This is a genomic window from Massilia sp. BAP21 (genome assembly GCF_057801335.1).
Genome location: NZ_CM173596.1, coordinates 4,995,225 through 5,018,256 on the forward strand (window position 1 = coordinate 4,995,225; position 23,032 = coordinate 5,018,256).

A 23,032-nucleotide genomic window follows, 5' to 3' on the forward strand; every position below is an offset into this window, starting at 1 on the left:
GATGCTTATGAAATCACTTCCCCTGTACGCGCTGGCCCTGCTGGCATCCGCACACGGCGTCGCAGCTGCCGCCGGCGGCGCTGCCGACGAGCTCCCGACCATCGGCAACATCCACAACGGCCTGACCGTCGCCCGTCCCGACACGATTCCCGAAGGCGGCTGGTTCACCTCGGCCGAGCTGGGCGCGATCACCACCACCGGCAACACCACCGGCACCTCGGTGACCGGCAAGATCGACGCCCGCCACGAGACCGCCGACTGGAGCAACGAGTACATCCTGAGCGGCTACTTCAAGGAAGACGAGATCACCGACGACGACGGCGAACGCTACCGCCAGCGTTCGGCCGAGCGCTGGGCCTTGTCGGCCAAGGCCGCCTACAAGCTGATGAAGGAAGGCTCGCGCGCCTTTGTGCTGGGCTCGCACGTGAACGACAAGTTCGGCGCCTACACGCGCTACACCTCGTTCGCGGTCGGTCACGGCTCGCAGCTGTTCAACACCGACACCAAGGCGCTCGACGTGGAAATCGGTCCGGGTTATTTCACCGGCCAGCGCGAGAGCGGCGACACCGAGAACGGCTTCACCGTGCGCGGCGCGGCGCGCTTTCGCTGGCAGGTCAGCCCTTCGGCGGCCTTCGTGCAGACCGTGAGCGTGGAGCGCGGCACCTCGAACGTGCACTCGATCGCCGAATCGGCATTGAGCACCAAGATCAACGACACCATGCAGATGAAGGCCGCCTTCAGCGCGCGCAACGACACGAATGTTCCCGAGGACAAGAAGAACACCGATACGCAGACGTCGCTGACGCTGGTGTATTCGTTCTGACGTGTTTCCTGTGGCTCGGTTCCGGGCCGCGTGACGACTGGCGTGGATCGAACGCGTGGGCGGCATTCACGCCGTGTCATCATCCTGTTCTCGATATGGCCGACCACCCTACGTAGGGTGGTCGGCTACACCCTTGCCTGTGCATTGCCGCGGCGTGTGCGCCGCCCACGCGTCCAACCCACGGTCGAACCGACGCGGCGGCGCACACTGCCTTACTCCGCCACCGCCTTCTCGCGCACGTGCTCGCGCGCCTTGCCGCTGGTAAGGATCAGCGCCACCAGGCTCAGCAGCGCCGCGCCCGACAGGTACCAGCCCACCGACGCGATCCCGTATTCGGTCGCCAGCTTGGTGGCAATGTAGGGCGCCAGCGAGGCGCCCAGGATGCCGGCCAGGTTGAAGGTCAGCGAGGCGCCGGTGTAGCGCACCGCCGGCGGGAACAGCTCGGCCAGCAGCGTACCCAGCGGCCCGTAGGTCAGCCCCATCAGGCCCAGGCCGATGATCATGAACAGCATCACGGTGCCCGTGTGGCCGGACACGAACAGCTGGCCGAAGGTGAGGCCGAAGAGGATGATCCCCAGCGTCACCGCGATCATCGCGGCGCGCCGGCCGAAGCGGTCGGCGATCAGCGCAGACGGCGGGATCGTCAGTCCGAAGAACACCACCGCGCCCAGCTGCATGAACAGGAAGTCGGTGCGCGAGAAGCCCAGGCTGGTGGTGCCCCAGCTCAGCGCGAACACCGTCATCAGGTAGAACAGCACGAAGGTCGACAGCGCCATCAGCGTGCCCAGCACCAGCGGGCCGCCGTGGTCGCGCAGCACGGCCACGACCGGCACCTTTACGCGCTCGCCGCGGTCGAGCACTTTCTGGAAGTCGGGCGTCTCGGTGATCTTCAGGCGCACATACAGGCCAACGGCCACCAGGATCGCGCTGGCCCAGAAGGGCACGCGCCAGCCCCAGGCAAAGAACTGGTCCTCGCTCAGGGTTTGGGTGAGCAGCAGGAAGGTACCGCCCGAGAGGAAGAAGCCGATCGGCGCGCCCAGCTGCGGGAACATGCCGTACCAGGCGCGCTTGCCCGGCGGCGCGTTCTCGGTGGCGAGCAGCACCGCCCCGCCCCATTCGCCGCCCAGGCCCAGGCCCTGGCCGAAGCGGCACAGGGCGAGCAGCAGCGGCGCCAGCGTGCCGATGGCGGCGTAGGTCGGCAGCAGGCCGATCACGATGGTCGAGATACCCATGGTCAGCAGGGCCGCCACCAGTGTGGCTTTACGGCCGATGCGGTCGCCGTAGTGGCCGAACACGGCCGAGCCGATCGGGCGCGCGAAGAAGGCGATCGCAAAGGTGGCAAAGGACTGCAGCATGGCGGCCGTGGGGTCCGAGCCCGGGAAGAACAGCTTCGGAAACACCAGCACCGCTGCCGTGGCGTAGATGTAGAAGTCGAAGAATTCGATGGTGGTGCCGATCAGGCTTGCGAACAACACCGTGCGCGCGCGGTTCTTCGGTGCGGTCATGGATTGCCCGCCTTGGCCAGGGCTGCACGCACTTCGTCGGCGTCAACCGGGCGGGTGACGCGCGCCACTTCCACGCCATCCTTCATGACCACCACGGTCGGCCACAGCTTAATGCGGAACGAGCGGCCCAGCGGGCGGCCAGGGCCATCCTCGACCTTGATGTGCTTCGCCTGCGGGTAGTCCTGCAATGCCTGCTCGATCAGCGGTTCGCCGGCGCGGCAATAGCCGCACCAGTTGGTGCCGAAGTCGAGGGCGGTGATGCCGGAGGCCGCATCTATCGCGCTGCGCTCCGGCTGGGTTGTTTCATAGGTCATACGTTGGCTCCTCCATGGTGTTTTATGTAATAAGCCTACCTCAAAACGCCATGGAAGAGTTAGTACTGCAACCTTTCATTCAATGCGCATGGCCACGCGAACAACCTGCAGCGCCATAAGAAATGCAAGCAGAAGGTGAAGTGCTTAACGGACTATGCCCGGGACCGCTGGCATATTGGATTCAAACTCGTCAATAGGAGGCCATCATGTCCGACAACAAACAAGACCGCGGCCAGCAGGACCGTTCCCGTATCAACGTGCACGAGGACTACGAAGTGCGCCACTGGACCGAAGCCCTCGGCGTGTCGAAGGAAGAGCTCGAAAAAGCCGTGAAAGCGGTCGGCCCTTCGGTCAGCGCCGTGCGCGAACACCTCGGTAAAAAGTAAGAAGCAGCTTCCCCCGGACGCCCCGTGCGTCCATCCCCTGCCGCGCCTGGCCCGGCTTCCGGCCCGCCAGCCGCGGCAGCATGCCCGGCGGCCCGCGCCGCCGGCGCCTGCCGCCATGCATCCGCGCGCCCTTGCGCCACCTCTTCAATGAAAGGAGCCCAATGTGGATATCCGCGCCTTTATCGCATCCCTCGACATCTCGCTGACGAACGCACTGTTCGCCGCCGGCCTGGCGGTCGCCGCGTTCCTCGCCATCCATACCGCACTGGTCCTGTTCCGGCGCCGCCTCGACCAGCTGAGCGACGAAGCCGCCCACCGTCCGGTGGCCGAAGTGCTGCGCCGCACCCTGGCCCGCACCAGCAACCTGGTGGTGCTGGCCACCGCTATCCTGATCGGCCTGTCCGCCCTCGACCTGCCGCCGCCCTGGAATGCGCGCGTCGGCCACCTGTGGTTCCTGACCCTCGGCCTGCAACTGGCGATCTACCTGCACAATGCGGTCAAGGTCACGGCCAGCCGCTACTTCCGCACCCACTCGCACCACGGCAACGACGGCCAGGTGACGATCGCCCACACCCTGATCATCTGGGTGCTGCAAACGGCCGTCTGGGTGATCTTCGCCCTGGCCCTGCTGTCGAACCTGGGGATCGACGTCAGCACGTTCGTCGCCAGCCTCGGTATCGGCGGTATCGCCATCGCGCTGGCGGTGCAGAACGTGCTGGGCGATCTGTTCGCCTCGCTGTCGATCGCGCTCGACAAGCCCTTCGAGGTGGGCGACTTCATCTCCACCGGCAGCATCTCGGGCACGGTGGAAAAGGTCGGCCTGAAGACCACCCGCATTCGCGCCTCGAGCGGCGAGCAGATCGTGATCTCGAACGCCTCGCTGCTGAAGGACACGGTATCGAACTTCAAGCGCATGCAAACGCGCCGCGTGGTGTTCAACCTGCGTGCCCATCCCGACACGCCGGCCGCACTGGCTGCGAAGGTGCCGGAGGCGGTCAAGGCCATCATCGAGGCACAGGACCAGGTCAGCTTCGGCCGCGCCCACCTGAGCAAGTACGACCAGAACTTCATCGAGTACGAAGTCGTCTACACCATGCAGACCGCGGACTACGATCTGTTCATGAATACCCAGCAGGCGATCCTGCTGGCGGCGATGCAGATGTTCGCCGAGCTGAACATCTCGACCGCGCCGCGCGCCCAGCAACTGCTGTTGCAGGAAGCGCCCGTCGACGCCGCACCCGAACTCCCGGTCGAAGGCCGGGTCCGACCGCCGGCAACCCTGCGCAGCCTGCCGCAAGGCGCCTGAGGTTCCGGTCCACCAACCGATTGACGCAAGGAGGAATGTTTCGATGAACCAGCCCACGCAACAACAGCAGCCACCCGGTACGGAATCGCAACTGACACCGCAGGCCGACCACGGCGAGACCAGCTACCAGGGTTCCGGCAAGCTCCAGGACAAAGCCACCATCATCACCGGCGGCGACAGCGGCATTGGCCGCGCCGTCGCCCTCGCCTTTGCGCGCGAAGGCGCCGACGTGCTGATCGCCTACCTGAACGAGCACGACGACGCGAAAGAAACCGCGCGCCTGGTCGAGGAAGCCGGCCGCAAGGCCGTGCTGGTGCCGGGCGACATCGCCGACCCGGCCCACTGCCGCGCCATCGTCGACAAGGCGGTGCAGGAATTCGGCCGCATCGACGTCCTGGTGAACAACGCCGCCTTCCAGATGACGCGCGAATCGCTGGAAGAGATTCCCGACGAAGAGTGGGACTACACCTTCCAGGTCAACATCACGGCCATGTTCCACATCTGCAAAGCCGCGGTGAAGCACATGAAGCCGGGTTCGTCGATCATCAATACCAGCTCGATCAATTCCGACAAGCCGAAGCCGACCCTGCTCGCCTATGCCACGACCAAGGGCGCAATCGCCAACTTCACGGCCGGCCTGGCCCAGCTGCTGGCGGACAAGGGCATCCGCGCGAATTCGGTGGCGCCGGGGCCGATCTGGACGCCGCTGATTCCGTCGACCATGCCGCCGGAGGAAGTGGAAAGCTTCGGCGATCAGGTGCCGATGAAGCGTCCGGGGCAGCCGGCGGAAGTGGCGCCGGTGTATGTGATGCTGGCGTCGGACCAGGCGAGCTATGTGTCGGGGGCGCGGATCGCGGTGACGGGCGGGACGCCAATTTTATAGGAACGTAGAATAGCCAAGGCGTCGTTTCGGCCGATGGCACCGACCGTACGGTGGGCACTCCGTGCCCACGCGGAAGCTGGCGCCGTGTTGGCGTTTGAGCTGATCGAAAAACAAGCGCCGCGTTGACGCATCCAGAAGCGTCAACGCGGCTTTGGCATTTCGACGGGTGATTCGTCAACATGATGCGACGTTCCGCGTGGGCACGGAGTGCCCACCGTACGGTTCAAGCCACCGGCTTCGGCGGCGGATCGACCCTCGCCATTCCGTTGAAGCCCGGCGGCGTCGATGGACGGATCAATATTCCGGCGCAGGAACCGGCGTCGGCGGTGGCGGTGGCGGCGGCGGAATCTCCTCTTCCGGCACCGTCTCCACTTCCACCGCCTCGTCTTCCACCGGCGCCGCCTCGACCGCCTCGTCCGCCGGCACGCCCTCGTTCAGTTCCTCTTCATCGATGAACTCTTCCTCGGGCTCCGCACGCCGGTGCACCGGTTCCGGCTTGCGCCCGCCCGGGAACAGCGCGTCCTTGTCGATCTTGCCTTCGTCCAGCGCGGTCTTGAAGAAGTCGCCCACCAGCAGGATCGCGTTGTGCCCGCCCTGCCCCCAGTAATTGCTGCGCATGGTCACGCGGTTGTCGTTGAAGCCGACCCAGGCCCCGGCCACCAGGTTCGGATGCATCAGGATGAACCAGCCGTCGGCGTTGTTCTGGGTGGTGCCGGTCTTGCCCGCCACGTCGCCGGTCACGCCGAAGCGGTAGCGCACCGCCGTGCCGGTGCCGCGGCTGACCACCCCGCGCAGGATGTCGATCAGGGTCACGCTTGCTTCCTGCGACATGGCGCGTTCCGGCGCCACGCTGGCGAAATCGGCCACCACCTTGCCGTCGCGGTCGAGGATGCGGCGCACGAACACCGGCTTGCGGTATTCGCCCTGGGCGGCGATGGTCGAATAGGTGTTCACCATTTCCAGCAGCGTCACCGGGCTGGTGCCCAGGGCCAGCGAGGGCACGGATTCCAGCTTGCTCTGGCGGATGCCCATGTTTTTCGCCAGCTTGATCACTGACGGCAGGCCGACATCCTGCATCACCTGCGCCGTGATCGTGTTCTTCGAGTGCACCAGGCCTTCGCGCATCGAGATCTGGCGCCCGCTGGTGCCCGACATGTCGGTCGGGCGCCAGACCTTGCCGTTGCCCATGTCGAATTCCATGACCGTGTCGACATAGGTCTGCTCCGGCGGGATGCCGTTTTCCAGTGCGGCGCCGTACACGATGGGCTTGAAGGTCGATCCCGGCTGGCGCGCGGCCTGGGCCACGTGGTCGTACTGGTCGCGCGCGAAGTCGCGGCTGCCGACCCAGGCCTTCACTTCGCCGGTGGCCGGGTCCATCGCCACGAAACCGGCTTCCAGGCGCGACTTGCTCTCTTTCAGCTCGCGCATGAACGTGCGGTCGCCCTTCAGCCGCTTCAGCGCCGCGGCCGGCGCCTCGCCGCCTTCCACCGCACGGCGGTACTCGCCGCTTTCGCGGACAAAAGCGTCCAGTTGCGCGGCATGCGACAGCCAGTAGTAGTCGAAGGGCTTGATGTTCGGGCGGATCGCCGCGTAGGTGCCGGTGGAGCTCGAATTGGGCAGGCCGGGATTGGCCCATTCGACGTCGGCCACCGCCTGCAGCGCGCCGGCCTGGCGCTCGACCGCGCGCAATGCCGCCTGCTGCAGCTCGGCGTCGAGCGTGGTTTCGACGCGCAGGCCGTCCAGTTGCAGGTCGTAGTCGTTCTCGTCGGCCCATTCGAGCAGCCACTTGCGCACGTGGGCGGTGAAGTGGTTGTCGCGGCCGCTGCGGTCCAGCTGGCGTTCGAAGCGCAGGCGCAGCGGGAGTTTCGTCAAGGACTTGAAGCGCTTCTCGTCAAAGGCGCCGTGCTTGTACATCTGGCCTAGCACCACGTTGCGCCGGCCGAGCGAGCGCTCGGGATTGGTCACCGGGTTGTAGTAATAGGTCCCCTTCAGCATGCCAACCAGGGTCGCCGCTTCCAGCACGTCGAGCTTCAGGGCCGGCTTGCCGAAATAGGTGCGCGCTGCCATCTCGATGCCGCGCGCGTTGTACAGGAAGGGCACCGTGTTCAGGTAAGCCTCGAGGATCTCGGTCTTGCTGTAGGTGTTCTCGATCTTGATCGCGGTGATCAGTTCCTTGAGTTTGCGGTTGATGCTGCGCGCGCGGCCGATCTCTTCCGGGAACATGTTGCGCGCCAGCTGCTGGGTGATGGTCGAGCCGCCCTGGGCGTCGCCCTTCAGGCTGGCCACGAGCGCGCCGGCGATGCGCGTGAAGTCCACGCCGTGGTGGTCGTAGAAGCGGTGGTCTTCGGTGGAGATCAGGGCGGTGACCACGTGCGGCGATACCTGCGACAGCTTCACGCGCTCCTGCAGGCCCTGCTCGAAGGTACCCAGTTCCTTGCCGTCGCTGGACACCATCACGCTCGGGCGCGCACTGCTTACCTGCTTCAGGTCGGCTATGCCCGGAGTGAGCGGAATCAGGATCATCAGGTAGACCAGCAGCGCGATCAGCAGTGCTGCGAACGCCCATAGCCCGACCAGCACCGCCTGTTCCCAGCGCGGCCGCCCGCCGAGGATGCCAAGCGCATGCCGGAAACCCGACTGCGCCTTGTTGCCTGCGCCATGAATCCATGTTGTCGCCTGCCGGCGGATGCCGCGCTCTTGCTCGCGCTCTTGTTGTTCTTCCTGGTCCACTGGTGTCCTTGCCTGCTGTATTGCGTTCTGTCTTGCACTGAATGGCAAGTATAGCCGACCCCGGCCAAGTTCCTGGCTTGCAACGGCGCGCGTGCAGCGTTACCAAATTTAGAACGGTTTCCGCTATGATAACGGCATGTCCCAACAGAACAACCAAGGCGAGGCGGACGGGCTCGCTCCCGAGACCCGGGTATTGCGTCAGTTCCGCATCGTCTTCAATTCGGTGAAAAGCCATTTCCGCCAGGTCGAGCGCGACGCCGGCCTGGGCGGAGCCCAGCTCTGGGCTTTGTCCGTGATCGCCCAGTCGCCCGGCATCGGCGTGACCGAGCTGGCGCGCGCCCTCGACATCCACCAGTCCACCGCCAGCAACCTGGTGCGCGCACTGAGCAGCCGCGGGCTGATCGCCAGCGCGCGCGAAGGCCAGGACCGGCGCGGCGTTGCCCTGCGCACCCTGCCCGCCGCCGACGCCGTGCTGCAGCGCGCGCCCCAGCCCTTCGTGGGCGTGCTGCCCGACGCCCTGGCCAGCCTCGATGCGGCCACCCTGGCCCGCCTCGAGCACGACCTGGCCATGCTGATCGTGCGCCTGGCCGCCGACGAAGCCGACGCCCACGTCCCGCTCGGCCAGGCCTGAGGCCTGGCGCTAGCTCTTAGACCGGAAAATCCTCGCGGAAGCGGCGCAGCGCGGCATCGACGATGCCCTCGGTGCTGCCCGCTTCCTCGTGCGCCGCGCGCAGGAAAGAGGCGTCGCTACCGGTATGGGTTTCGTTGTACAGGTGCTCCAGCGCCGCTTCGCTGCCCAGCGCCTTGGCATGCGGTTCCAGGTGGCGCAGGGTCGTCAGGATGTCTTCGCGCAGCGAGATCGTCTCGTGGGTCTGCGGGTGCACCAGGGTGCCGTCCAGCCCGAAGCGGCAGGCCTGGAAGCGGTTGTAGTTGTAGACCAGGTAGTCGTCTTCCTGCGGCGGCGGCTCATTCCGCTCCAGCAGGTGCCGGCACAGCGCCTGCAGGTAGCAGGCCAGCGCCGCGGCGCGCTCCACCGTGAGCGGCGTGTCGCAGACGCGCAGCTCGATGGTGCCGTACTCGGGCTTCGGCCGCAGGTCCCAATAAAAATCCTTCATGCTGCGCACGATGCCGGTGTTTTCCATGCGCCTGAAGTAGTCGCGCTCGAAGGCTTCCCAGCTGAGCAGGAAAGGCGCGCGTCCCGACAGCGGGAACGCGAACACCGAATTCAGGCGCGCCGAATTGAAGCGCGTGTCGCTGCCTTGCAAGAAGGGCGAGGAGCTCGACAAGGCGATGAAGTGCGGGATATAGCGGTTCAGCGCATGCAGCAGGAACAGCGCCTCGTCGCCCGAGCCGCAGCCGATGTGCACGTGCTGGCCGAACACCGTGAACTGCTTGGCCAGGTAGCCGTACAGCGCCGACACTTCGCGAAAACGCGGCTTGGAAAAGATCCTGCGCTGCGACCACTGCTGGAACGGATGGGTGCCGCCGCCGCACACGCCCACGTTCAGGCGGTCGCCGGCGCGCAACAGGGTGTCGCGGATTTCGCGCAGTTCCTTCAGTAGTTCGCCGTGGTGGGTGTGCACGCTCGAATTAATCTCGATCATGCTCTCGGTGATCTCGGGCGTGACGTTGCCGGGGAAAGGCGCGCGCCCCAGCAGTTCCAGCATGTCGGGCGAAGCGGCCACCAGGTCGAAGTCCGACAGGCTGACCAGTTGCAGTTCCAGCTCCACGCCCATGGTGAGCGGCTGGGATTGGGCGAATTTTTCGAGTGCCATGTCAAGCCTCCTTTCCGGTGCGGGTTTCGTTGGCCCAGATGACGGCGCGTTGCGTGAGGATCGGGCCGGCGACGTCGAGCAGCAGCATCACCGCTGCCAGCGGCGCCAGGCTGTCGAACAAATCGACGCCGATCCAGCGGGTCTGCTCCATCAGCAAAATGGCGAACACCGCCATCGGCGTGAGCGCCAGGCCGGACAAGGCGCCCTTGCGCGCCGAAATGCCCGACACGCGCGCAAAGGCCGTGCAGATGCCGACCTTCACCACCGCGCGCACCGCCACCAGCAGCAGGCCCAGGGCCAGGCCGCCGCCGATCTGCTCGACCTCGACCTTGGTGGCGACAAAAAAGAACATCAGCACCGTGAGCAGGTCACCCAGCACGCCGAAGTTACGCTGGGCCGGGCTCAGGGCGATGCGGCGGTGGCGCGCCACCAGGCCAAAGGTGAGTGCCGCCAGCACCGGCGACAGCGGCAGCACCGAGGTGATCGCCACCAGCAGCACCACGGCCAGGGCAAACGCCAGGGTGCCGTCGCGCGAGGCGTCGATGATGCGCAGCCAGAGCGGCACCAGGGCGCCGAACAACGCGCCCAGGCCGCTCGAGGCCACCAGCACCAGCGCGCTGCTGCCGGCCGCGTGGGCCAGGTCGCCCGAGGTCTGGAACACGCCGATGCCGACCACGATGTTGAAGGTGAAGACCGCCATCACGCAGTTCAGGGCGGTGAGGTGCATGGCCCGTTCGGTTACCTGGCCGGACGCGCCCTGCTCGTTCAGCACGCGCAGCAGGCCGGCCGGGGAACTCGACATCGCCAGCGAGGCCGTCAGCGCGGCGGGCAGGCGCTCCATGCCGAACCAGGACGCGACCAGGTAGACGGCGCCGAAGGTGCAGATCGCTTCGAGCAGCGAGGTGAGGACGATCCAGGGATTGTTCTTCAGCCAGCGCAGGTTGATGCGGTAGCCGAGCTCGAACAGGATCAGGCCGAAACCGAGGTTGGCCAGCCACATGAAGTTCTTGGCTTCCGACGGCGGCAGGTAGCCGGCGGCCAGGTTGCCGAACACGAAGCCGGCCAGGCCGTAGACGGCGATGCGCGGCAGCGCGGTCCAGCGGTAGACCAGTTCACCGGCCATCCAGGCGAGCGTCATGGCCAGCGGCCAGGCGAGTTGGAGACCGAGGTCGGAATAGTCGAGCATGCGTCGTGATCCTCCGGGCAGGGGCGAGAGAACAACGAGCACCACCGGGCGGTGGGCCTCCCGCGAAAAACAGCCCCCGGGGTACCCGGGGGCCAAAAGAAACGTGTGTACGCCTCATCGCTGATCGCGAGCCCGCCATGGCGGCGGCTCCGATGTCGATATATTGCCTGATAAATATTCTACTGGCAATTATATTTGGGTAAATGTACTTACTACTATTTCACTTGTGCAACTTCACAGCGCGAGTGCCTGCCTTTCACGGTGCAGCTATTACGCTGCCTGCCGTCGCGGTCCATCACCAACACCCGCCAGGCATCCGGGCCGGTACGCTCCATCGTCATGAAGCCGAAGCCGTCGATCCACGAGCTCATCGTCTCCACGATGGCGCCCGGGGCCGGCGTCTGGCCCGGCGCTACGCTGGCGGGCAGCGGCACGATGTCCTCGGCGGTGCCGGAGAAGCCGGCCACGAACTGGGTTGGGTGCGGCGTCGAGAAGCTGGTCTGCTCCCACAGGTGCACGTGGCCCGACAGCAGCATGCTCACCGAACGCGGGAAGTAGCCCGGGTCGACGTCGCCAAAGGCGTCGAGCAGGCCCTTGTCGCCGCCGAACAGGGTGACTTCGCCGGTCCGGGCGTCGCGGTTGGCGCCGAAGGCGAACAGCGGATGGTGGTCGACGCCGATGTTGTATTGCGCGTTTTTCGCCAGCACCTCGACCTTGCGGTAAGTGTCGGCATAGCGCGCGCGCCGCACGTCGCTCTTCGGCAGGCCCTTGTAGCTGGTGTTGGCGGTGTCGAAGACGATCAGCTGCGCCCCGCCGCCGAGCGGCACGGCGTAGGGGTCGCTGTAGTCGCCGCTGGCGTCGTTTTCCGGCTTGTCGCAGTCGCGGCCGGTCTCGAACGGACGCGGATCGAGGTAGCGCCACCAGCCCTGGCCGCCGCGCGCGCAGTTCTCGTGGTTGCCGCGCGCGACCACCCAGGGCGCGGCCGCCAGCAGGGCTTTCGCCGGGGTGAAGAAGTCGGCGGCCCAGGCATCGAAGCCATAGCCATAGGGACTGCCTGCGCAGCCCGGACGGTCGCTCGGGCATGGGTCTTCGCGGTAGTGGTAGTCGCCGACGTGGATCACCAGGTCGGGCTTGAAGGCGGCGGCGCTGGCCGCGACCGTGGCGAACGGGAATGCTGTCGCATCGTTACAGTCCTGGAAGTCCTTGCCCTTCAGGCGGCAGCCGGTGTCGCCGATGACCACGATGCGCTTCGGCTCGGCTTTCGGAACCGGCAGCGGCGTGCCGGCCACCTGCGCCGTGAAGCTGCCGGCCGGGATCGGCGCCTCGCAGGTCAATACCGCGCTCGAGGGCGGCGTATGCGGCTGGCCGGCGCGCGCCGGGATCGGCGAATACGGTACGCGAACGCGCATCGGCATCAGGTGGCCGTCGACCTGAAGCGGCGGGCAGGCCTGCGCGGCCGTGATCACGCGCGCGATGGCCTGGCCGTTTTCGCCGATCAGCACAAAAGCCGATTCGGTATGCGATGGCGCGGGCGTATAGGCCGCGCAACCGGCCAGGGTGGCTGCGGCGGCCAGCGCCGCAAGTCGTGAAGAGGGGATCAAGGTCGGACTGCCTTTCCTGCAAAAGTGCCGAATGTAGCACAGCCGTATGACGGACCTGTGAAACGGCGCGTAGGGTGGTCGGCTATACCCGACAGCATGGATCGACGCTGCCCCGGCGCCGCCCACGCGTCCAACAGGTGCCTGAGACGCGGGGGCAGGCAGGCTGCCGCTGGACGCGTGGGCGGCGTCATCGCCGCGAGCCCGCACACGCTCGGGTATAGCCGACCACCCTACAGCAGAACGCCGCCCCTACCGGGCGCCGTAGTACCATTTCAACAAACACAACAATGGAGACCCGTTTGAGCATTCCCGTCTGGTTGCAAGCAGGCTTGTGGGGCCTGGTCGCCGGCGGCGCTCTGCTGCTTGGCGCATTCGCCGGCTACAGGTTCGCTGTTCCGCCGCGCCTGATTGCCGCCATCATGGCCTTCGGCAGCGGCGTACTGATTTCCGCCCTCTCGTTCGAGTTGATGGAAGAAGCCTTCCACACCGGCGGCTTCACGGCCACCGCGCTCGGCTTTCTCGGCGGCGCGGCAGTCTATACCCTGGCCAACTGGTGGCTCTCGCACCGCGGCGCGCGCCACCGCAAGCGCTCGGGCGACCAGCAGCCCACGGCCGACGAAGGCGGCAGCGGCGCGGCGATTGCCGTCGGCGCCCTGCTCGACGGCATCCCGGAATCCATCGTCATTGGCTTGTCGATGCTCGGCGGCGGCAAGGTCAGCATGGTGGCGGTGGCCGCGATCTTCCTGTCCAACGTGCCTGAAGGCTTGTCGAGCGCGGCCGGCATGAAGAAGGCCGGGCGCTCGGCAGGCTACATCTTCGGCATCTGGGGCGGGATCGCCCTGGCCTCGGGCGTGGCGGCGCTGGTTGGCTACACGGTGTTCGAAGGCTTTTCGAACGAGGTGGTGGCGGCGACCACCGCGGTGGCGGCTGGGGCGATCCTGGCGATGCTGGCCGATACCATGATCCCGGAAGCCTTCGAGGAAGCACACGATTTCGCGGGGTTGATTACGGTCGCTGGATTCCTGTCGGCTTTCGCGCTGAGCAAGTTGGGCGGGTGAAGGAGCGGATTCCTGGCGTTCGCGGTGACGCGGGCGCCTGTTGGACGCGTGGACGGCGTAGCCGTCCACCCTACCGCGCCGTGCACGCGTTCATCGCTACCCTGAGTGTCGCTTACACCCTGGGCGGGTCCGTCTCGCGCTCGTATACCCGGTGCCGCACGATCGCCGCCTTGAAGGCCGCGAACGCCGCCGCCGGCTCGCCTGCTCCCAGGATCAGCCCCCAGTCCTCACCGCCGTCCGGCAGCCGGGGCGGAATCCCGGCCGCCTGCAGCAGCCCGGCGCCATTGCCGAGCGCCAGGATGGGCTTCAGGTGCCGGTACTGCTCGCGTACGAATTCGAGGGCGCGGCCGTCGCGGCTCAGGGCCAGCATGGCGGCGTCGCCGGGCGGCAGGACCAGGGCGTCGTACATCACCGCCGGGCTGGTTTCCAGCGTGATCTCGATGTCGAGCGGGTGCCCGCCCGTCGACTCGGCCTTGCCCAGGCGCTGGCCGACCAGGCGCGGCTGGGCGCCCTCCTTCAGCAGCGCCGCGTACAGCTCGCGCACGGTGTCGCCGTCGACGCCGGCCGCCACCAGGATCGCGATGCGGCGCGTGCGGATGCCGGTCTTGCCGGGCCGCGCCAGCAGCGACAGCGGCGGCGAGGGCTGGTAGTCCGGGATCGGCAGTTCGGTGGCGCGCGGCAGCGGCGCCGGCACGGCGATCCCCAGCTGGCTCGCCACCGCATTCGCCAGTCCCGCGTCGATGTTCGCCAGCCCGGCGACGATCCGCTCGCGCACGGCCGGCGTCTGCACCCGCGTCAGTTCGAAGCGGTAGGCGTTGACGATGTGTGCCTGCTCGACCGGGGTCTGGCTTTGCCAGAACAGGCGCGCCTGGCCATAGTGTTCGGCGAACAGCTCGGGCTTGCCGCGCACTTTGCTCCCCTCCACCGGCTCCGGATAGCTGTTGAAGCCGCGCGCTCCGGCCTGGAAGGGGCAGCCGCCGGCCAGCGAATTCGGCTCGTAGTTGACGCGGCCGCGGTTGATGGCCTGGCGGTGGAAGCCGTCGCGCCCGTTGTTGTGCACCTGGGCGATGGGCGCGTTGATCGGAATCTCGTGGAAATTCGGGCCGCCCAGGCGCGTGAGCTGGGTGTCGACGTAGGAGTGGATGCGCCCCTGCAGCAACGGGTCGTTGGTGAAATCGATGCCGGGAATGATGTGGGCCGTGCAGAAGGCCACCTGCTCGGTCTCGGCGAAGAAGTTATCGGGATTGCGGTCCAGCACCAGGCGCCCGACGGTACGCACGGGCACCAGTTCCTCGGGCACCAGCTTGGTGGCGTCGAGCACGTCGAACACGCCGAAGCTTGCCGCTTCCTGCTCGGTGAACACCTGCAGGCCGAGTTCCCATTCCGGGAAGTGGCCGGCCTCGATCGCTTCCCACAGGTCGCGCCGGTGGAAGTCGGGGTCGGCGCCGGCCAGCTTCACGGCTTCGTCCCACACCAGCGAATGGGTGCCGGCGAGCGGCGTCCAGTGGAATTTCACGAAGCGCGATTCGCCGGCGGCGTTGATCAGGCGGAAGGTGTGCACGCCGAAGCCCTGCATCATGCGGTAGCTGCGCGGGATCGCGCGGTCGGACTCGACCCACATCTGCATGTGGAAGGTTTCCGGCGAGAGGCCGGCAAAATCATAGAAGGTGTCGTGGGCGCTGGACGCCTGCGGCATCTCGTGGTGCGGCTCGGGCTTCACCGAGTGGATCACGTCCGGAAATTTCATCGCATCCTGGATGAAGAAGACCGGAATGTTGTTGCCCACCAGGTCCCAGATGCCCTCCTCCGTATAGAACTTGGTGGCGAAGCCGCGCACGTCGCGCACCGTGTCGGCGGACCCGCGCGAGCCGGCCACGGTGGAGAAGCGCACGAACACCGGCGTCTTCTTGCCGGCCCTGGAGAACGGCGCGGCGCGCGTGATCGGCGACAGGTCCTGGTAGCTCTCGAAATAGCCATGCGCGCCCGAGCCGCGCGCATGCACCACCCGCTCGGGAATCCGTTCGTGGTCGAAATGGGTGATCTTTTCGCGGAAGATGAAGTCCTCCATCGCGGTCGGGCCGCGCAGGCCGATCTTCAGCGAATCCTGGTTGTCGCCCACCTTCACGCCCTGGTTGGTGGTGAGCGCACGGCCGCTGTCGTCCACGCGCACGCGGTCGAGCGGGCCATTGAGTGGGTTCTGGCCGATTGCCGGCGTGCCGTCGCCTACCTTCGGCGAGGCGATATCTTCCGTGGTGGTGCTGGCCGTGGCCAGCGGCGTCGAAGGGGTGTGGCGCGCGCCTTCGTGCGGTGGAATCGCGTCCTCGCCGTATTCGCGCGACTCCGTCGGGTTGAACGGCATCTCGGCGGCGAGGGCCATGTCGGACACGACCTTTTCCAGCAGGCGCTCGCTTTCCGGGGTCTTCGCGCCCAGGCTGGCCGGCGGCTTCGCGTCCGCAGGTCCTGCAATGGTGCTGAGGATGGAGCCGGCGCCGTCGAGCGCCCCGTTCTTCTTGCGTGTGGCCATGGGTTACCTCATCAATTGATTGTCGGATAGACGGCGCACAAACCCCGCATCGGCCGATGTGTGACTTGCGGCAAGATGCGCTGAAACGGTGGCGCTCAATTGACGAGTCTGCTTTTGGTGTTCGCCCTACTCCTTGATATCAATCAAGCGGAGTGATCGTGCAGACGGAACTGATAGGTAGGGTATAGGTCAGCCCGGCTGTGCAGTAGCGGGGTCGGCCAACGGCAGCGTCACGGTGAAGGTGCTGCCGCGCCCGGCTCCGGCGCTGTCGGCGCGCACGCTGCCGCCCTGCATCTCGGTGAGGCGCTTGACCAGGGCCAGGCCCATGCCCAGGCCGCCTTCCGCGCGCTCCGGCGTCAGCGCGGCCTGGGTGAACATCTCGAACACGCGCGGCAGCAGCGCCGGCGCAATGCCGGCGCCGTTATCCTGCACCGCGATGCTGGCCTGGCGCGCGTCCGCACGCAGGGTCACGCGCAGTTCGCCGCCCGGCGGCGTGTACTTGGCCGCGTTGTTCATCAGGTTGGCCAGCACCTGCACCAGGCGCTTGGCGTCGCCCAGCACCCAGACCGGCTGGGCATCGGCGTCGATGCGGCAGGCGTGGTTGCGGCGTTCGACCAGGGGCCGCACCTGCTCGTGGGCGGCGGCGATCACCGCCTGCAGGTCGACCGGCGCGCGCTCCAGCGCGATCTGGCCGCTGCGCACGCGCGACACGTCCATCAAGTCCTCGACCAGGGTCACCATGTGGTCGACCTGGCGCTCGATGATGCCGCTCATGCGTCGCAATTGCTCGTCGTCGCCCGCGCCCACCCGGCCCAGCAGCTGGGCGGTGGCCTTGATCGGCGCCAGCGGGTTGCGCAGCTCATGCGCCAGCGTGGCGAGGAAAACGTCCTTGCGCCCGTCGGCTTCGTGCAGCTCCTGCATGGTGCGGCGCAGCTCGGTCTCGGCGCGCTGGCGCGCCAGTTCGACCTCGTGCAGTTGCAGGCAGAGGCGCCAGATGATCACCGTGAACGCGACGATCGTGCCCCACACCAGCAGCGGCAATGCGGTGCCGGCGTCGTACAGGCCGGCGTCCAGGGCCAGCGTGACGGCGATCCCGAGCAGCAGCGGCACGCCGATGGCCGCCAGCAGCAGGCGGCGCGCGATGCGGACCGCCGGCATGCCGTCGGTGACGGCGGCCATGATGCCCAGGCGCGGACGCAGGAACAGGATGCCCGCGGACAGCGCCATGGCAGCGACCGTGGTCAGGATGCCGACGCCCTGGCCGGGCAGCACCTGGTACAGGAAGGTATCGCGGAAAAAGTAGCCGCTGGCGTTGAGCAGCGAGACCAGGAACGCGCCCATCGCCAGCGCCTGCGCGGCGACCGTCCAGCGGCGCAGCACCATCAGCACCAACGCCATGCCGAGCGCCACGAACATTGTCGAAGTGAAGGTCGACGACAGGCTGCCCGCGCCCTGGGAGCCGAAGGCGCCGGCCAGCAGCGGCCCCACCGGCAGGCCGGTCAGGTGACCAAGCAGCATCACCGCGGCCCACAGCGCAACGGTCGCGCCGCTGGCAAGCGCCGCGAAGCGCAGCGGACGCCGGCGTGCCTGGCAGGCCAGGCTGACGGCGGCAAGGAAGACCAGCGCCGCGCTCGCCGGCACCATCTTCGGCAGCGAAGGCCGGATCGAGATCAGGAGAGGCAGGTCAAACAACCAGCCGCCCGCATTCGCCAACGCGATCGCGGCGCACAGCAGGGCGGCGGATTTGGGCACTACGGAACTGGAGATAATTCGGTCCACTTTTGGAGGTTGTCGTTATGTGCCTGTCGGCGTGCCTGGGTGAAGCGCGTGCGCTGGGAGTCGGCTCGGCAGTAATCCGTGCAATGTTATCAGCTTACTATTAAGCGATGCTGAAGGGGGCACGCCTTGGCTGCGGCTTTCCCGTATTGATGGGTTCTTTATTCTGTGCAGCGGCCTTTTTAGACCATCTTGATGGACGCGCCGATAAGCTGGCCGGGCTGTTTTTACTACGCCCGCCGGACCCTTCCGCCGGGTTTTACCGTCCGAAAGAGACCCATGAAGATCATTCTCCTGGCAGCTGCCTTGTCCACTGTTATGGCCGGCCTTGCCGGCGCCGCCCGTGCGGCCGATTCCAGCGACGCCACCCTGAGCGCGAATGCCGCCCTCGTCTCCGACTACCGCTACCGCGGCATTTCTCAAACCCGCTTGCAGCCCGCCGTCCAGCTTGGCGCCGACTACGCCGCGGCGTCCGGCTGGTATGCCGGCGCCTGGGCCTCGTCGATCACCTGGACCCGCGACGCCGGCGGCTCGGGCAGCATCGAGGTCGACCTGTACGGCGGCAAACGCGGCGAGCTGGGCGGCGGGGTCAGCTACGACGCCGGCCTGCTCGGCTACCTCTACCCGTCGAACGGCTTGTCCAGGGTGAGCGGCTTCGACAACGCGAATACCGCCGAAGCCTATGCCCAGCTCGGTTACGGCGTCGCCACCCTGAAGTACTCGCACAGCCTGACGAACCTGTTCGGCATCCCGGATTCGCACGGCAGCGGCTACCTCGACCTGAACCTGAACCTGGCCGCCGGCGAGAAAACCACGATCAACCTGCACGCCGGGCGCCAGCGCGTGCGCCACGTGAGCGCCTCCAGCTACAGCGACTGGAAGGCCGCCGTGGTCCACGACTTCGGCATCGCCAGCGTGACCCTGGCCGCCGTCGGCACGAATGCCGGCCGCAGCGCTTACGCCTCGCCGGCCGATGGCCGGTTCCTCGGCAAGCGCGCTGTGGTCCTGAGCATCGGCCGCAGCTTCTGAGCCGTTTTTACATTTCCTTTACAGCGACGGGCCGGGTCTTTACCCCATCTTGAGGCGGCCCGCCCTACGCTTGAAGAACAAGAACAACGTGAGGGTTTTCCATGGATGTGATCTTTATTGCCGCCCTTGGCGGATTTGCGGCGCTGTGCTGCGCCCTGGTTGCGCTGTGCAGGCGCCTGGAGGCGAAATGAGCGGCCTGTATCTCGGGGCCGGCCTGCTGGCCGGCGCCCTGCTCGTCTACCTCGTCTACGCATTGCTGAAAGCGGAGGACCTGTGATGACGGCCCAGTCCCTCCTGCTGCTCGCAGCCTTCCTCCTCGTGCTGCTGGCCCTGGCCTGGCCGATGGGCCTGTACCTGGCCCACGTGGCCGGCCGCGGCGCCGTGCCCGGCATGCAGTGGCTCGGCCTTGTCGAGCGCCTGCTCTACCGCGCCGCCGGCCCCGCCGCCGCCCAGGACCAGGGCTGGCGCGCCTATGCCTTCGCCCTCCTGCTGTTCAATGCGGTGGGCGCCCTGTTCGTGTATGCCGTCCAGCGCCTGCAAGGCGCGCTGCCGCTGAACCCGCAAGCGCTGCCTGCCGTGTCGGCCGATTCCTCCTTCAACACGGCGGTGAGCTTCGTCGCGAACACCAACTGGCAGGGCTACGGCGGCGAGCAGACCATGAGCTACCTGACCCAGATGCTGGCCCTGGCCGGGCAGAACTTCTTCTCCGCCGCCACCGGCATCGCAGTCGCGTTCGCGCTGATCCGTGCCTTCGGCGCCCGTTCGGCCTCGTCGATCGGGAATTTCTGGGCCGACCTCACCCGTTCGACCCTGTATCTGCTGCTGCCGCTGTCGCTGCTGTTCGCGCTGTTCCTGGTGAGCCAGGGCGTGATCCAGAACTTCGAAGCCTACCGGGAGTTGGCGCCCCTCGACGCCAAGGGTGGCGCCGCGAGCCAGCTGCTGGCCATGGGCCCGGTCGCCTCGCAGGAAGCGATCAAGCTGCTCGGCACCAACGGCGGCGGCTTCTTCAACGCCAACTCGGCCCACCCCTTCGAAAACCCGACCGCGCTGGCCAACTTCGTGCAGATGCTGTCCATCTTCCTGATCCAGGCGGCGCTGTGCTTCACCTTCGGCCGCGTGGTGGGCGAGCGCCGCCAGGGCTGGGCCGTGCTGGCTGCGATGACCCTGATGTTCGTGGTGGCCGCGGTGGCCGTCGCCGCCTTCGAGCAGCAGGCCAACCCCGTACTGCAGGCGCTCGGCGTCGACGGGGCGGCCAGTAGCCTGCAGGCCGGCGGCAACATGGAGGGCAAGGAGGTGCGCTTCGGCATCGCCGCCAGCAGCCTGTTCGCGGCCGTCACCACGGCGGCGTCGTGCGGCGCGGTGAACGCCATGCACGACTCCTTCATGCCCCTGGGCGGCATGGTGCCGCTGGTGCTGATGCAGCTGGGCGAAGTCGTGTTCGGCGGCGTCGGCTCGGGGCTGTACGGCATGCTGGTGTTCGCCATCCTGGCCGTGTTCGTGGCCGGCCTGATGATCGGGCGCACCCCGGAATACCTGGGCAAGAAGATCGGCGCCTATGAAATGAAGATGGCCGCCATCGTGATCCTGGCGGTGCCGACCCTGGTGCTGGCCGGGACCGCGGTGGCCGTGGTGCTTGATGCCGGCAAGGCCGGCCTGGCGAATCCCGGCGCGCACGGCTTCAGCGAAGTGCTGTACGCCTTCACCTCGGCTGCCAACAACAACGGCAGCGCCTTTGCCGGGCTGTCGGCGAACACGCCCTTCTACAACACCATGCTGGCAATCGCCATGTGGTTCGGACGTTTTGCCGTGATCGTGCCGGTGCTGGCGATCGCCGGTTCGCTGGCCGCCAAGCAGAAGCTGAACGCCACTTCCGGCACCCTGCCGACACACGGCCCGATGTTCGTGTTCCTGCTGGTGGCCATCGTGGTGCTGGTCGGGGTGCTGAACTACGTGCCCGCGCTCGCCCTCGGCCCTGTCGCTGAGCATATGCAGCTGTTCGCCCGCTGAATCCATCTGGAGTAATCGATGTCCGCAATTCTGTCCCCAAGCCCCGCGGCCAAGCGCAGCCTGCGCCTGTTCGAATCGCGCCTGATCCTGCAGGCCGTAAAAGCCGCATTCGCCAAACTCGACCCGCGCGTGCAGCTGCGCAGCCCCGTCATGTTCGTGGTCTACGCCGGCAGCATCCTCACGACCCTGCTGTTCATTCAATCCCTGGGCGGCGCCGGCGACGCGCCGTCCGGCTACATCCTGGCGATCGCCGTCTGGCTCTGGTTCACGGTGCTGTTCGCGAACTTCGCCGAAGCCCTGGCCGAAGGCCGCAGCAAGGCGCAGGCCGCCTCGCTGCGCGGCCTGAAGGTCGCCACCATGGCCAAGAAGCTGGACCAACCGCGCCACGGCAGCAGCTGGCTGCCCCTGAGCGCGGCCGATCTCCGCAAGGGCAATGTGATCCTGGTCGAAGCCGGCGACGTGATCCCGATCGACGGCGAAGCCGTCGAAGGCATCGCCTCGGTCGACGAAAGCGCCATCACCGGCGAGTCCGCCCCGGTGATCCGCGAAGCCGGCGGCGACTTCTGCGCCGTCACAGGCGGCACCCGCGTGCTGTCGGACTGGCTGGTGGTGCGCGTCAGCGCCAACCCCGGCGAGACCTTCCTCGACCGCATGATCGCCATGGTCGAAGGCGCCCAGCGCCGCAAGACGCCGAACGAGATCGCGCTCACCATCCTGCTGGTGGCGCTGACCATCGTGTTCCTGGTGGTGACGGTGAGCCTGCTGCCGTTCTCGATCTTCGCCGTGGACGCCGCCGGCAGCGGCGCACCGGTCTCGGTGACGACCCTGGTTGCGCTGCTGGTGTGCCTGATCCCGACCACCATCGGCGGCCTGCTGTCCGCCATCGGCGTGGCCGGCATGAGCCGCATGATGGGCGCGAACGTGATCGCCACCTCGGGCCGCGCGGTGGAAGCGGCCGGCGACGTCGACGTGCTGCTGCTCGATAAGACCGGCACCATCACCCTCGGCAACCGCCAGGCCAGCGATTTTCTCCCCGCGCCGGGCGTGACCGAGCCGCAGCTGGCCGATGTGGCGCAACTGGCCTCGCTGGCCGACGAAACGCCGGAAGGCCGCAGCATCGTGGTGCTGGCCAAGACCCGCTTCGCCATGCGCGAACGCGAGCTGGCGTCGTTCGGCGCCCATTTCGTGCCCTTCACTGCCCAGACCCGCATGAGCGGTGTCGACATCGCGGCCGACGGAACCACGCGCGTGATCCGCAAGGGCGCCGCCAGCGCCGTACGCAAGCACGTCGAGGCGCTCGGCGGCACGTGGCCGGAGGCCGTGGCGCGCGCCGTGGACGATGCGGCGCGGCGCGGCAGCACGCCGCTGGCCGTGTCCGACGGCGCCCGCGTGCTGGGCGTGGTCGAACTGAAGGACGTGGTGAAAGGCGGCATCCGCGAGCGCTTCGGTTCGCTGCGCCGCATGGGCATCGAGACCGTGATGATCACCGGCGACAACCGGCTGACTGCGGCGGCGATTGCGGCCGAAGCCGGCGTCGACGACTTCCTGGCCGACGCCACGCCCGAGGACAAGCTGGCCCTGATCCGCCGCTACCAAGGCGAAGGCCGCCTGGTGGCGATGACCGGCGACGGCACCAACGACGCCCCGGCGCTGGCCCAGGCCGACGTGGCGGTAGCCATGAACTCGGGCACCCAGGCGGCCAAGGAAGCCGGCAACATGGTCGACCTCGATTCGAACCCGACCAAGCTGCTCGAGATCGTCGAGATCGGCAAGCAGATGCTGATGACGCGCGGCTCGCTCACCACCTTCTCGATCGCCAACGACATCGCCAAGTACTTCGCCATCATCCCGGCAGCCTTTGTCGGCGTGTATCCGCAACTGGGGGCGCTCGACATCATGGGCCTGCACAGTGCTTCGTCCGCGATCCTGTCTGCGGTGATCTTCAACGCCCTGATCATCGTGTTCCTGATTCCGCTGGCCCTGAAAGGCGTTGCCTACCGCCCGATCGGCGCCACCGCCCTCCTGCGCCGCAACCTGCTGGTGTACGGCGTGGGCGGCCTGCTGCTGCCGTTTGCCGGCATCAAGGCCATCGACATGCTGCTCGTTCTCTTCAACCTCGCCTGATCCGG

18 protein-coding genes are annotated in these 23,032 nt (G+C 67.2%); 10 read left to right on the top strand and 8 right to left on the bottom strand.

Annotated features, from left to right (window positions below):
* Window positions 1-7 precede the first annotated feature (7 nt).
* A complete protein-coding gene (locus tag ACWYRN_RS21985) occupies window positions 8-823 on the top strand; it encodes a DUF481 domain-containing protein (protein ID WP_488689844.1) in 816 nt (271 codons plus the stop codon).
* A 212-nt stretch (window positions 824-1,035) separates the two neighbouring features.
* Here ACWYRN_RS21985 and ACWYRN_RS21990 read toward each other — a convergent pair whose 3' ends face one another.
* Both ACWYRN_RS21990 and ACWYRN_RS21995 read right to left on the bottom strand, forming a co-directional pair.
* The gene (locus ACWYRN_RS21990) at window positions 1,036-2,328 is read right to left on the bottom strand and encodes an MFS transporter (protein WP_488689845.1); all 1,293 of its coding nucleotides are present in this window, start codon (window positions 2,326-2,328) and stop codon (window positions 1,036-1,038) included.
* Window positions 2,325-2,642: a thioredoxin family protein gene (locus ACWYRN_RS21995; RefSeq protein ID WP_488689846.1), complete on the bottom strand. Its 318-nt coding sequence runs from the start codon at window positions 2,640-2,642 to the stop codon at window positions 2,325-2,327. The genes ACWYRN_RS21990 and ACWYRN_RS21995 overlap by 4 nt, the downstream gene beginning before the upstream one ends.
* 206 nt (window positions 2,643-2,848) lie before the next feature.
* On the opposite strand from ACWYRN_RS21995, the gene ACWYRN_RS22000 reads away from it, so the two are divergent.
* The 3 genes from ACWYRN_RS22000 (at window position 2,849) to ACWYRN_RS22010 (ending at window position 5,217) form a co-directional block, all read left to right on the top strand.
* The gene (locus ACWYRN_RS22000) at window positions 2,849-3,028 is read left to right on the top strand and encodes a DUF3606 domain-containing protein (RefSeq protein WP_488689848.1); all 180 of its coding nucleotides are present in this window, start codon (window positions 2,849-2,851) and stop codon (window positions 3,026-3,028) included.
* Between the two features lie 163 nt (window positions 3,029-3,191).
* Window positions 3,192-4,334 carry a mechanosensitive ion channel family protein gene (locus tag ACWYRN_RS22005; RefSeq protein WP_488689850.1) on the top strand — a complete coding sequence of 381 codons (1,143 nt, stop codon included), beginning with the start codon at window positions 3,192-3,194 and terminating at the stop codon, window positions 4,332-4,334.
* 43 nt (window positions 4,335-4,377) lie between these two features.
* Window positions 4,378-5,217 carry a glucose 1-dehydrogenase gene (locus ACWYRN_RS22010; RefSeq protein ID WP_488689851.1) on the top strand — a complete coding sequence of 280 codons (840 nt, stop codon included), beginning with the start codon at window positions 4,378-4,380 and terminating at the stop codon, window positions 5,215-5,217.
* A 294-nt stretch (window positions 5,218-5,511) separates the two neighbouring features.
* Here ACWYRN_RS22010 and ACWYRN_RS22015 read toward each other — a convergent pair whose 3' ends face one another.
* The gene (locus ACWYRN_RS22015) at window positions 5,512-7,947 is read right to left on the bottom strand and encodes a penicillin-binding protein 1A (RefSeq protein ID WP_488689852.1); all 2,436 of its coding nucleotides are present in this window, start codon (window positions 7,945-7,947) and stop codon (window positions 5,512-5,514) included.
* Between the two features lie 136 nt (window positions 7,948-8,083).
* On the opposite strand from ACWYRN_RS22015, the gene ACWYRN_RS22020 reads away from it, so the two are divergent.
* Complete coding sequence (locus ACWYRN_RS22020) at window positions 8,084-8,578, top strand: MarR family winged helix-turn-helix transcriptional regulator (protein WP_488689853.1); 495 nt, start codon at window positions 8,084-8,086, stop codon at window positions 8,576-8,578.
* 16 nt (window positions 8,579-8,594) lie between these two features.
* On the opposite strand, the gene ACWYRN_RS22025 is transcribed toward ACWYRN_RS22020, so the two are convergent.
* The 3 genes from ACWYRN_RS22025 to ACWYRN_RS22035 form a co-directional block, all read right to left on the bottom strand.
* On the bottom strand, window positions 8,595-9,722 hold the full coding sequence (locus tag ACWYRN_RS22025; protein ID WP_488689854.1) for a YbdK family carboxylate-amine ligase: 1,128 nt from the start codon (window positions 9,720-9,722) through the stop codon (window positions 8,595-8,597).
* A gap of 1 nt (window position 9,723) precedes the next feature.
* Window positions 9,724-10,908, bottom strand: a complete 1,185-nt coding sequence (locus ACWYRN_RS22030) for a cation:proton antiporter (protein ID WP_488689855.1) — start codon at window positions 10,906-10,908, stop codon at window positions 9,724-9,726.
* A 215-nt stretch (window positions 10,909-11,123) separates the two neighbouring features.
* Complete coding sequence (locus ACWYRN_RS22035) at window positions 11,124-12,509, bottom strand: metallophosphoesterase (protein WP_488689856.1); 1,386 nt, start codon at window positions 12,507-12,509, stop codon at window positions 11,124-11,126.
* A 299-nt stretch (window positions 12,510-12,808) separates the two neighbouring features.
* On the opposite strand from ACWYRN_RS22035, the gene ACWYRN_RS22040 reads away from it, so the two are divergent.
* Window positions 12,809-13,567 carry a ZIP family metal transporter gene (locus ACWYRN_RS22040; RefSeq protein ID WP_488689857.1) on the top strand — a complete coding sequence of 253 codons (759 nt, stop codon included), beginning with the start codon at window positions 12,809-12,811 and terminating at the stop codon, window positions 13,565-13,567.
* A 112-nt stretch (window positions 13,568-13,679) separates the two neighbouring features.
* Here the strand turns inward: ACWYRN_RS22040 and ACWYRN_RS22045 are convergent, their stop codons facing one another.
* Window positions 13,680-16,091 (bottom strand): catalase, encoded by a 2,412-nt coding sequence (locus ACWYRN_RS22045; RefSeq protein WP_488689859.1) that lies wholly within the window; start codon window positions 16,089-16,091, stop codon window positions 13,680-13,682.
* 189 nt (window positions 16,092-16,280) lie between these two features.
* On the bottom strand, window positions 16,281-17,843 hold the full coding sequence (locus tag ACWYRN_RS22050) for a sensor histidine kinase (protein WP_488689860.1): 1,563 nt from the start codon (window positions 17,841-17,843) through the stop codon (window positions 16,281-16,283).
* Between the two features lie 303 nt (window positions 17,844-18,146).
* On the opposite strand from ACWYRN_RS22050, the gene ACWYRN_RS22055 reads away from it, so the two are divergent.
* From ACWYRN_RS22055 to kdpB, 4 genes are all read left to right on the top strand, one after another.
* A complete protein-coding gene (locus tag ACWYRN_RS22055) occupies window positions 18,147-18,896 on the top strand; it encodes a TorF family putative porin (RefSeq protein WP_488689862.1) in 750 nt (249 codons plus the stop codon).
* 187 nt (window positions 18,897-19,083) lie between these two features.
* Complete coding sequence (locus tag ACWYRN_RS22060; protein ID WP_229435693.1) at window positions 19,084-19,173, top strand: potassium-transporting ATPase subunit F; 90 nt, start codon at window positions 19,084-19,086, stop codon at window positions 19,171-19,173.
* The gene (kdpA, locus tag ACWYRN_RS22065) at window positions 19,173-20,903 is read left to right on the top strand and encodes a potassium-transporting ATPase subunit KdpA (protein WP_488689864.1); all 1,731 of its coding nucleotides are present in this window, start codon (window positions 19,173-19,175) and stop codon (window positions 20,901-20,903) included. The genes ACWYRN_RS22060 and kdpA overlap by 1 nt, the downstream gene beginning before the upstream one ends.
* A gap of 18 nt (window positions 20,904-20,921) precedes the next feature.
* Window positions 20,922-23,027: a potassium-transporting ATPase subunit KdpB gene (kdpB, locus tag ACWYRN_RS22070; RefSeq protein WP_488689866.1), complete on the top strand. Its 2,106-nt coding sequence runs from the start codon at window positions 20,922-20,924 to the stop codon at window positions 23,025-23,027.
* Window positions 23,028-23,032 lie beyond the last annotated feature (5 nt).

Bases quoted from the DNA above. Each gene is read 5' to 3' on its own strand.
- ACWYRN_RS21985 (WP_488689844.1), top strand. From the start codon at position 8: ATGAAATCACTTCCCCTGTACGCGCTGGCCCTGCTGGCATCCGCACAC.
- ACWYRN_RS21990 (WP_488689845.1), bottom strand. From the start codon at position 2,328: ATGACCGCACCGAAGAACCGCGCGCGCACGGTGTTGTTCGCAAGCCTG.
- ACWYRN_RS21995 (WP_488689846.1), bottom strand. From the start codon at position 2,642: ATGACCTATGAAACAACCCAGCCGGAGCGCAGCGCGATAGATGCGGCC.
- ACWYRN_RS22000 (WP_488689848.1), top strand. From the start codon at position 2,849: ATGTCCGACAACAAACAAGACCGCGGCCAGCAGGACCGTTCCCGTATC.
- ACWYRN_RS22010 (WP_488689851.1), top strand. From the start codon at position 4,378: ATGAACCAGCCCACGCAACAACAGCAGCCACCCGGTACGGAATCGCAA.
- ACWYRN_RS22020 (WP_488689853.1), top strand. From the start codon at position 8,084: ATGTCCCAACAGAACAACCAAGGCGAGGCGGACGGGCTCGCTCCCGAG.
- ACWYRN_RS22025 (WP_488689854.1), bottom strand. From the start codon at position 9,722: ATGGCACTCGAAAAATTCGCCCAATCCCAGCCGCTCACCATGGGCGTG.
- ACWYRN_RS22030 (WP_488689855.1), bottom strand. From the start codon at position 10,908: ATGCTCGACTATTCCGACCTCGGTCTCCAACTCGCCTGGCCGCTGGCC.
- ACWYRN_RS22045 (WP_488689859.1), bottom strand. From the start codon at position 16,091: ATGGCCACACGCAAGAAGAACGGGGCGCTCGACGGCGCCGGCTCCATC.
- ACWYRN_RS22055 (WP_488689862.1), top strand. From the start codon at position 18,147: ATGAAGATCATTCTCCTGGCAGCTGCCTTGTCCACTGTTATGGCCGGC.
- ACWYRN_RS22060 (WP_229435693.1), top strand. From the start codon at position 19,084: ATGAGCGGCCTGTATCTCGGGGCCGGCCTGCTGGCCGGCGCCCTGCTC.
- kdpA (WP_488689864.1), top strand. From the start codon at position 19,173: ATGACGGCCCAGTCCCTCCTGCTGCTCGCAGCCTTCCTCCTCGTGCTG.
- kdpB (WP_488689866.1), top strand. From the start codon at position 20,922: ATGTCCGCAATTCTGTCCCCAAGCCCCGCGGCCAAGCGCAGCCTGCGC.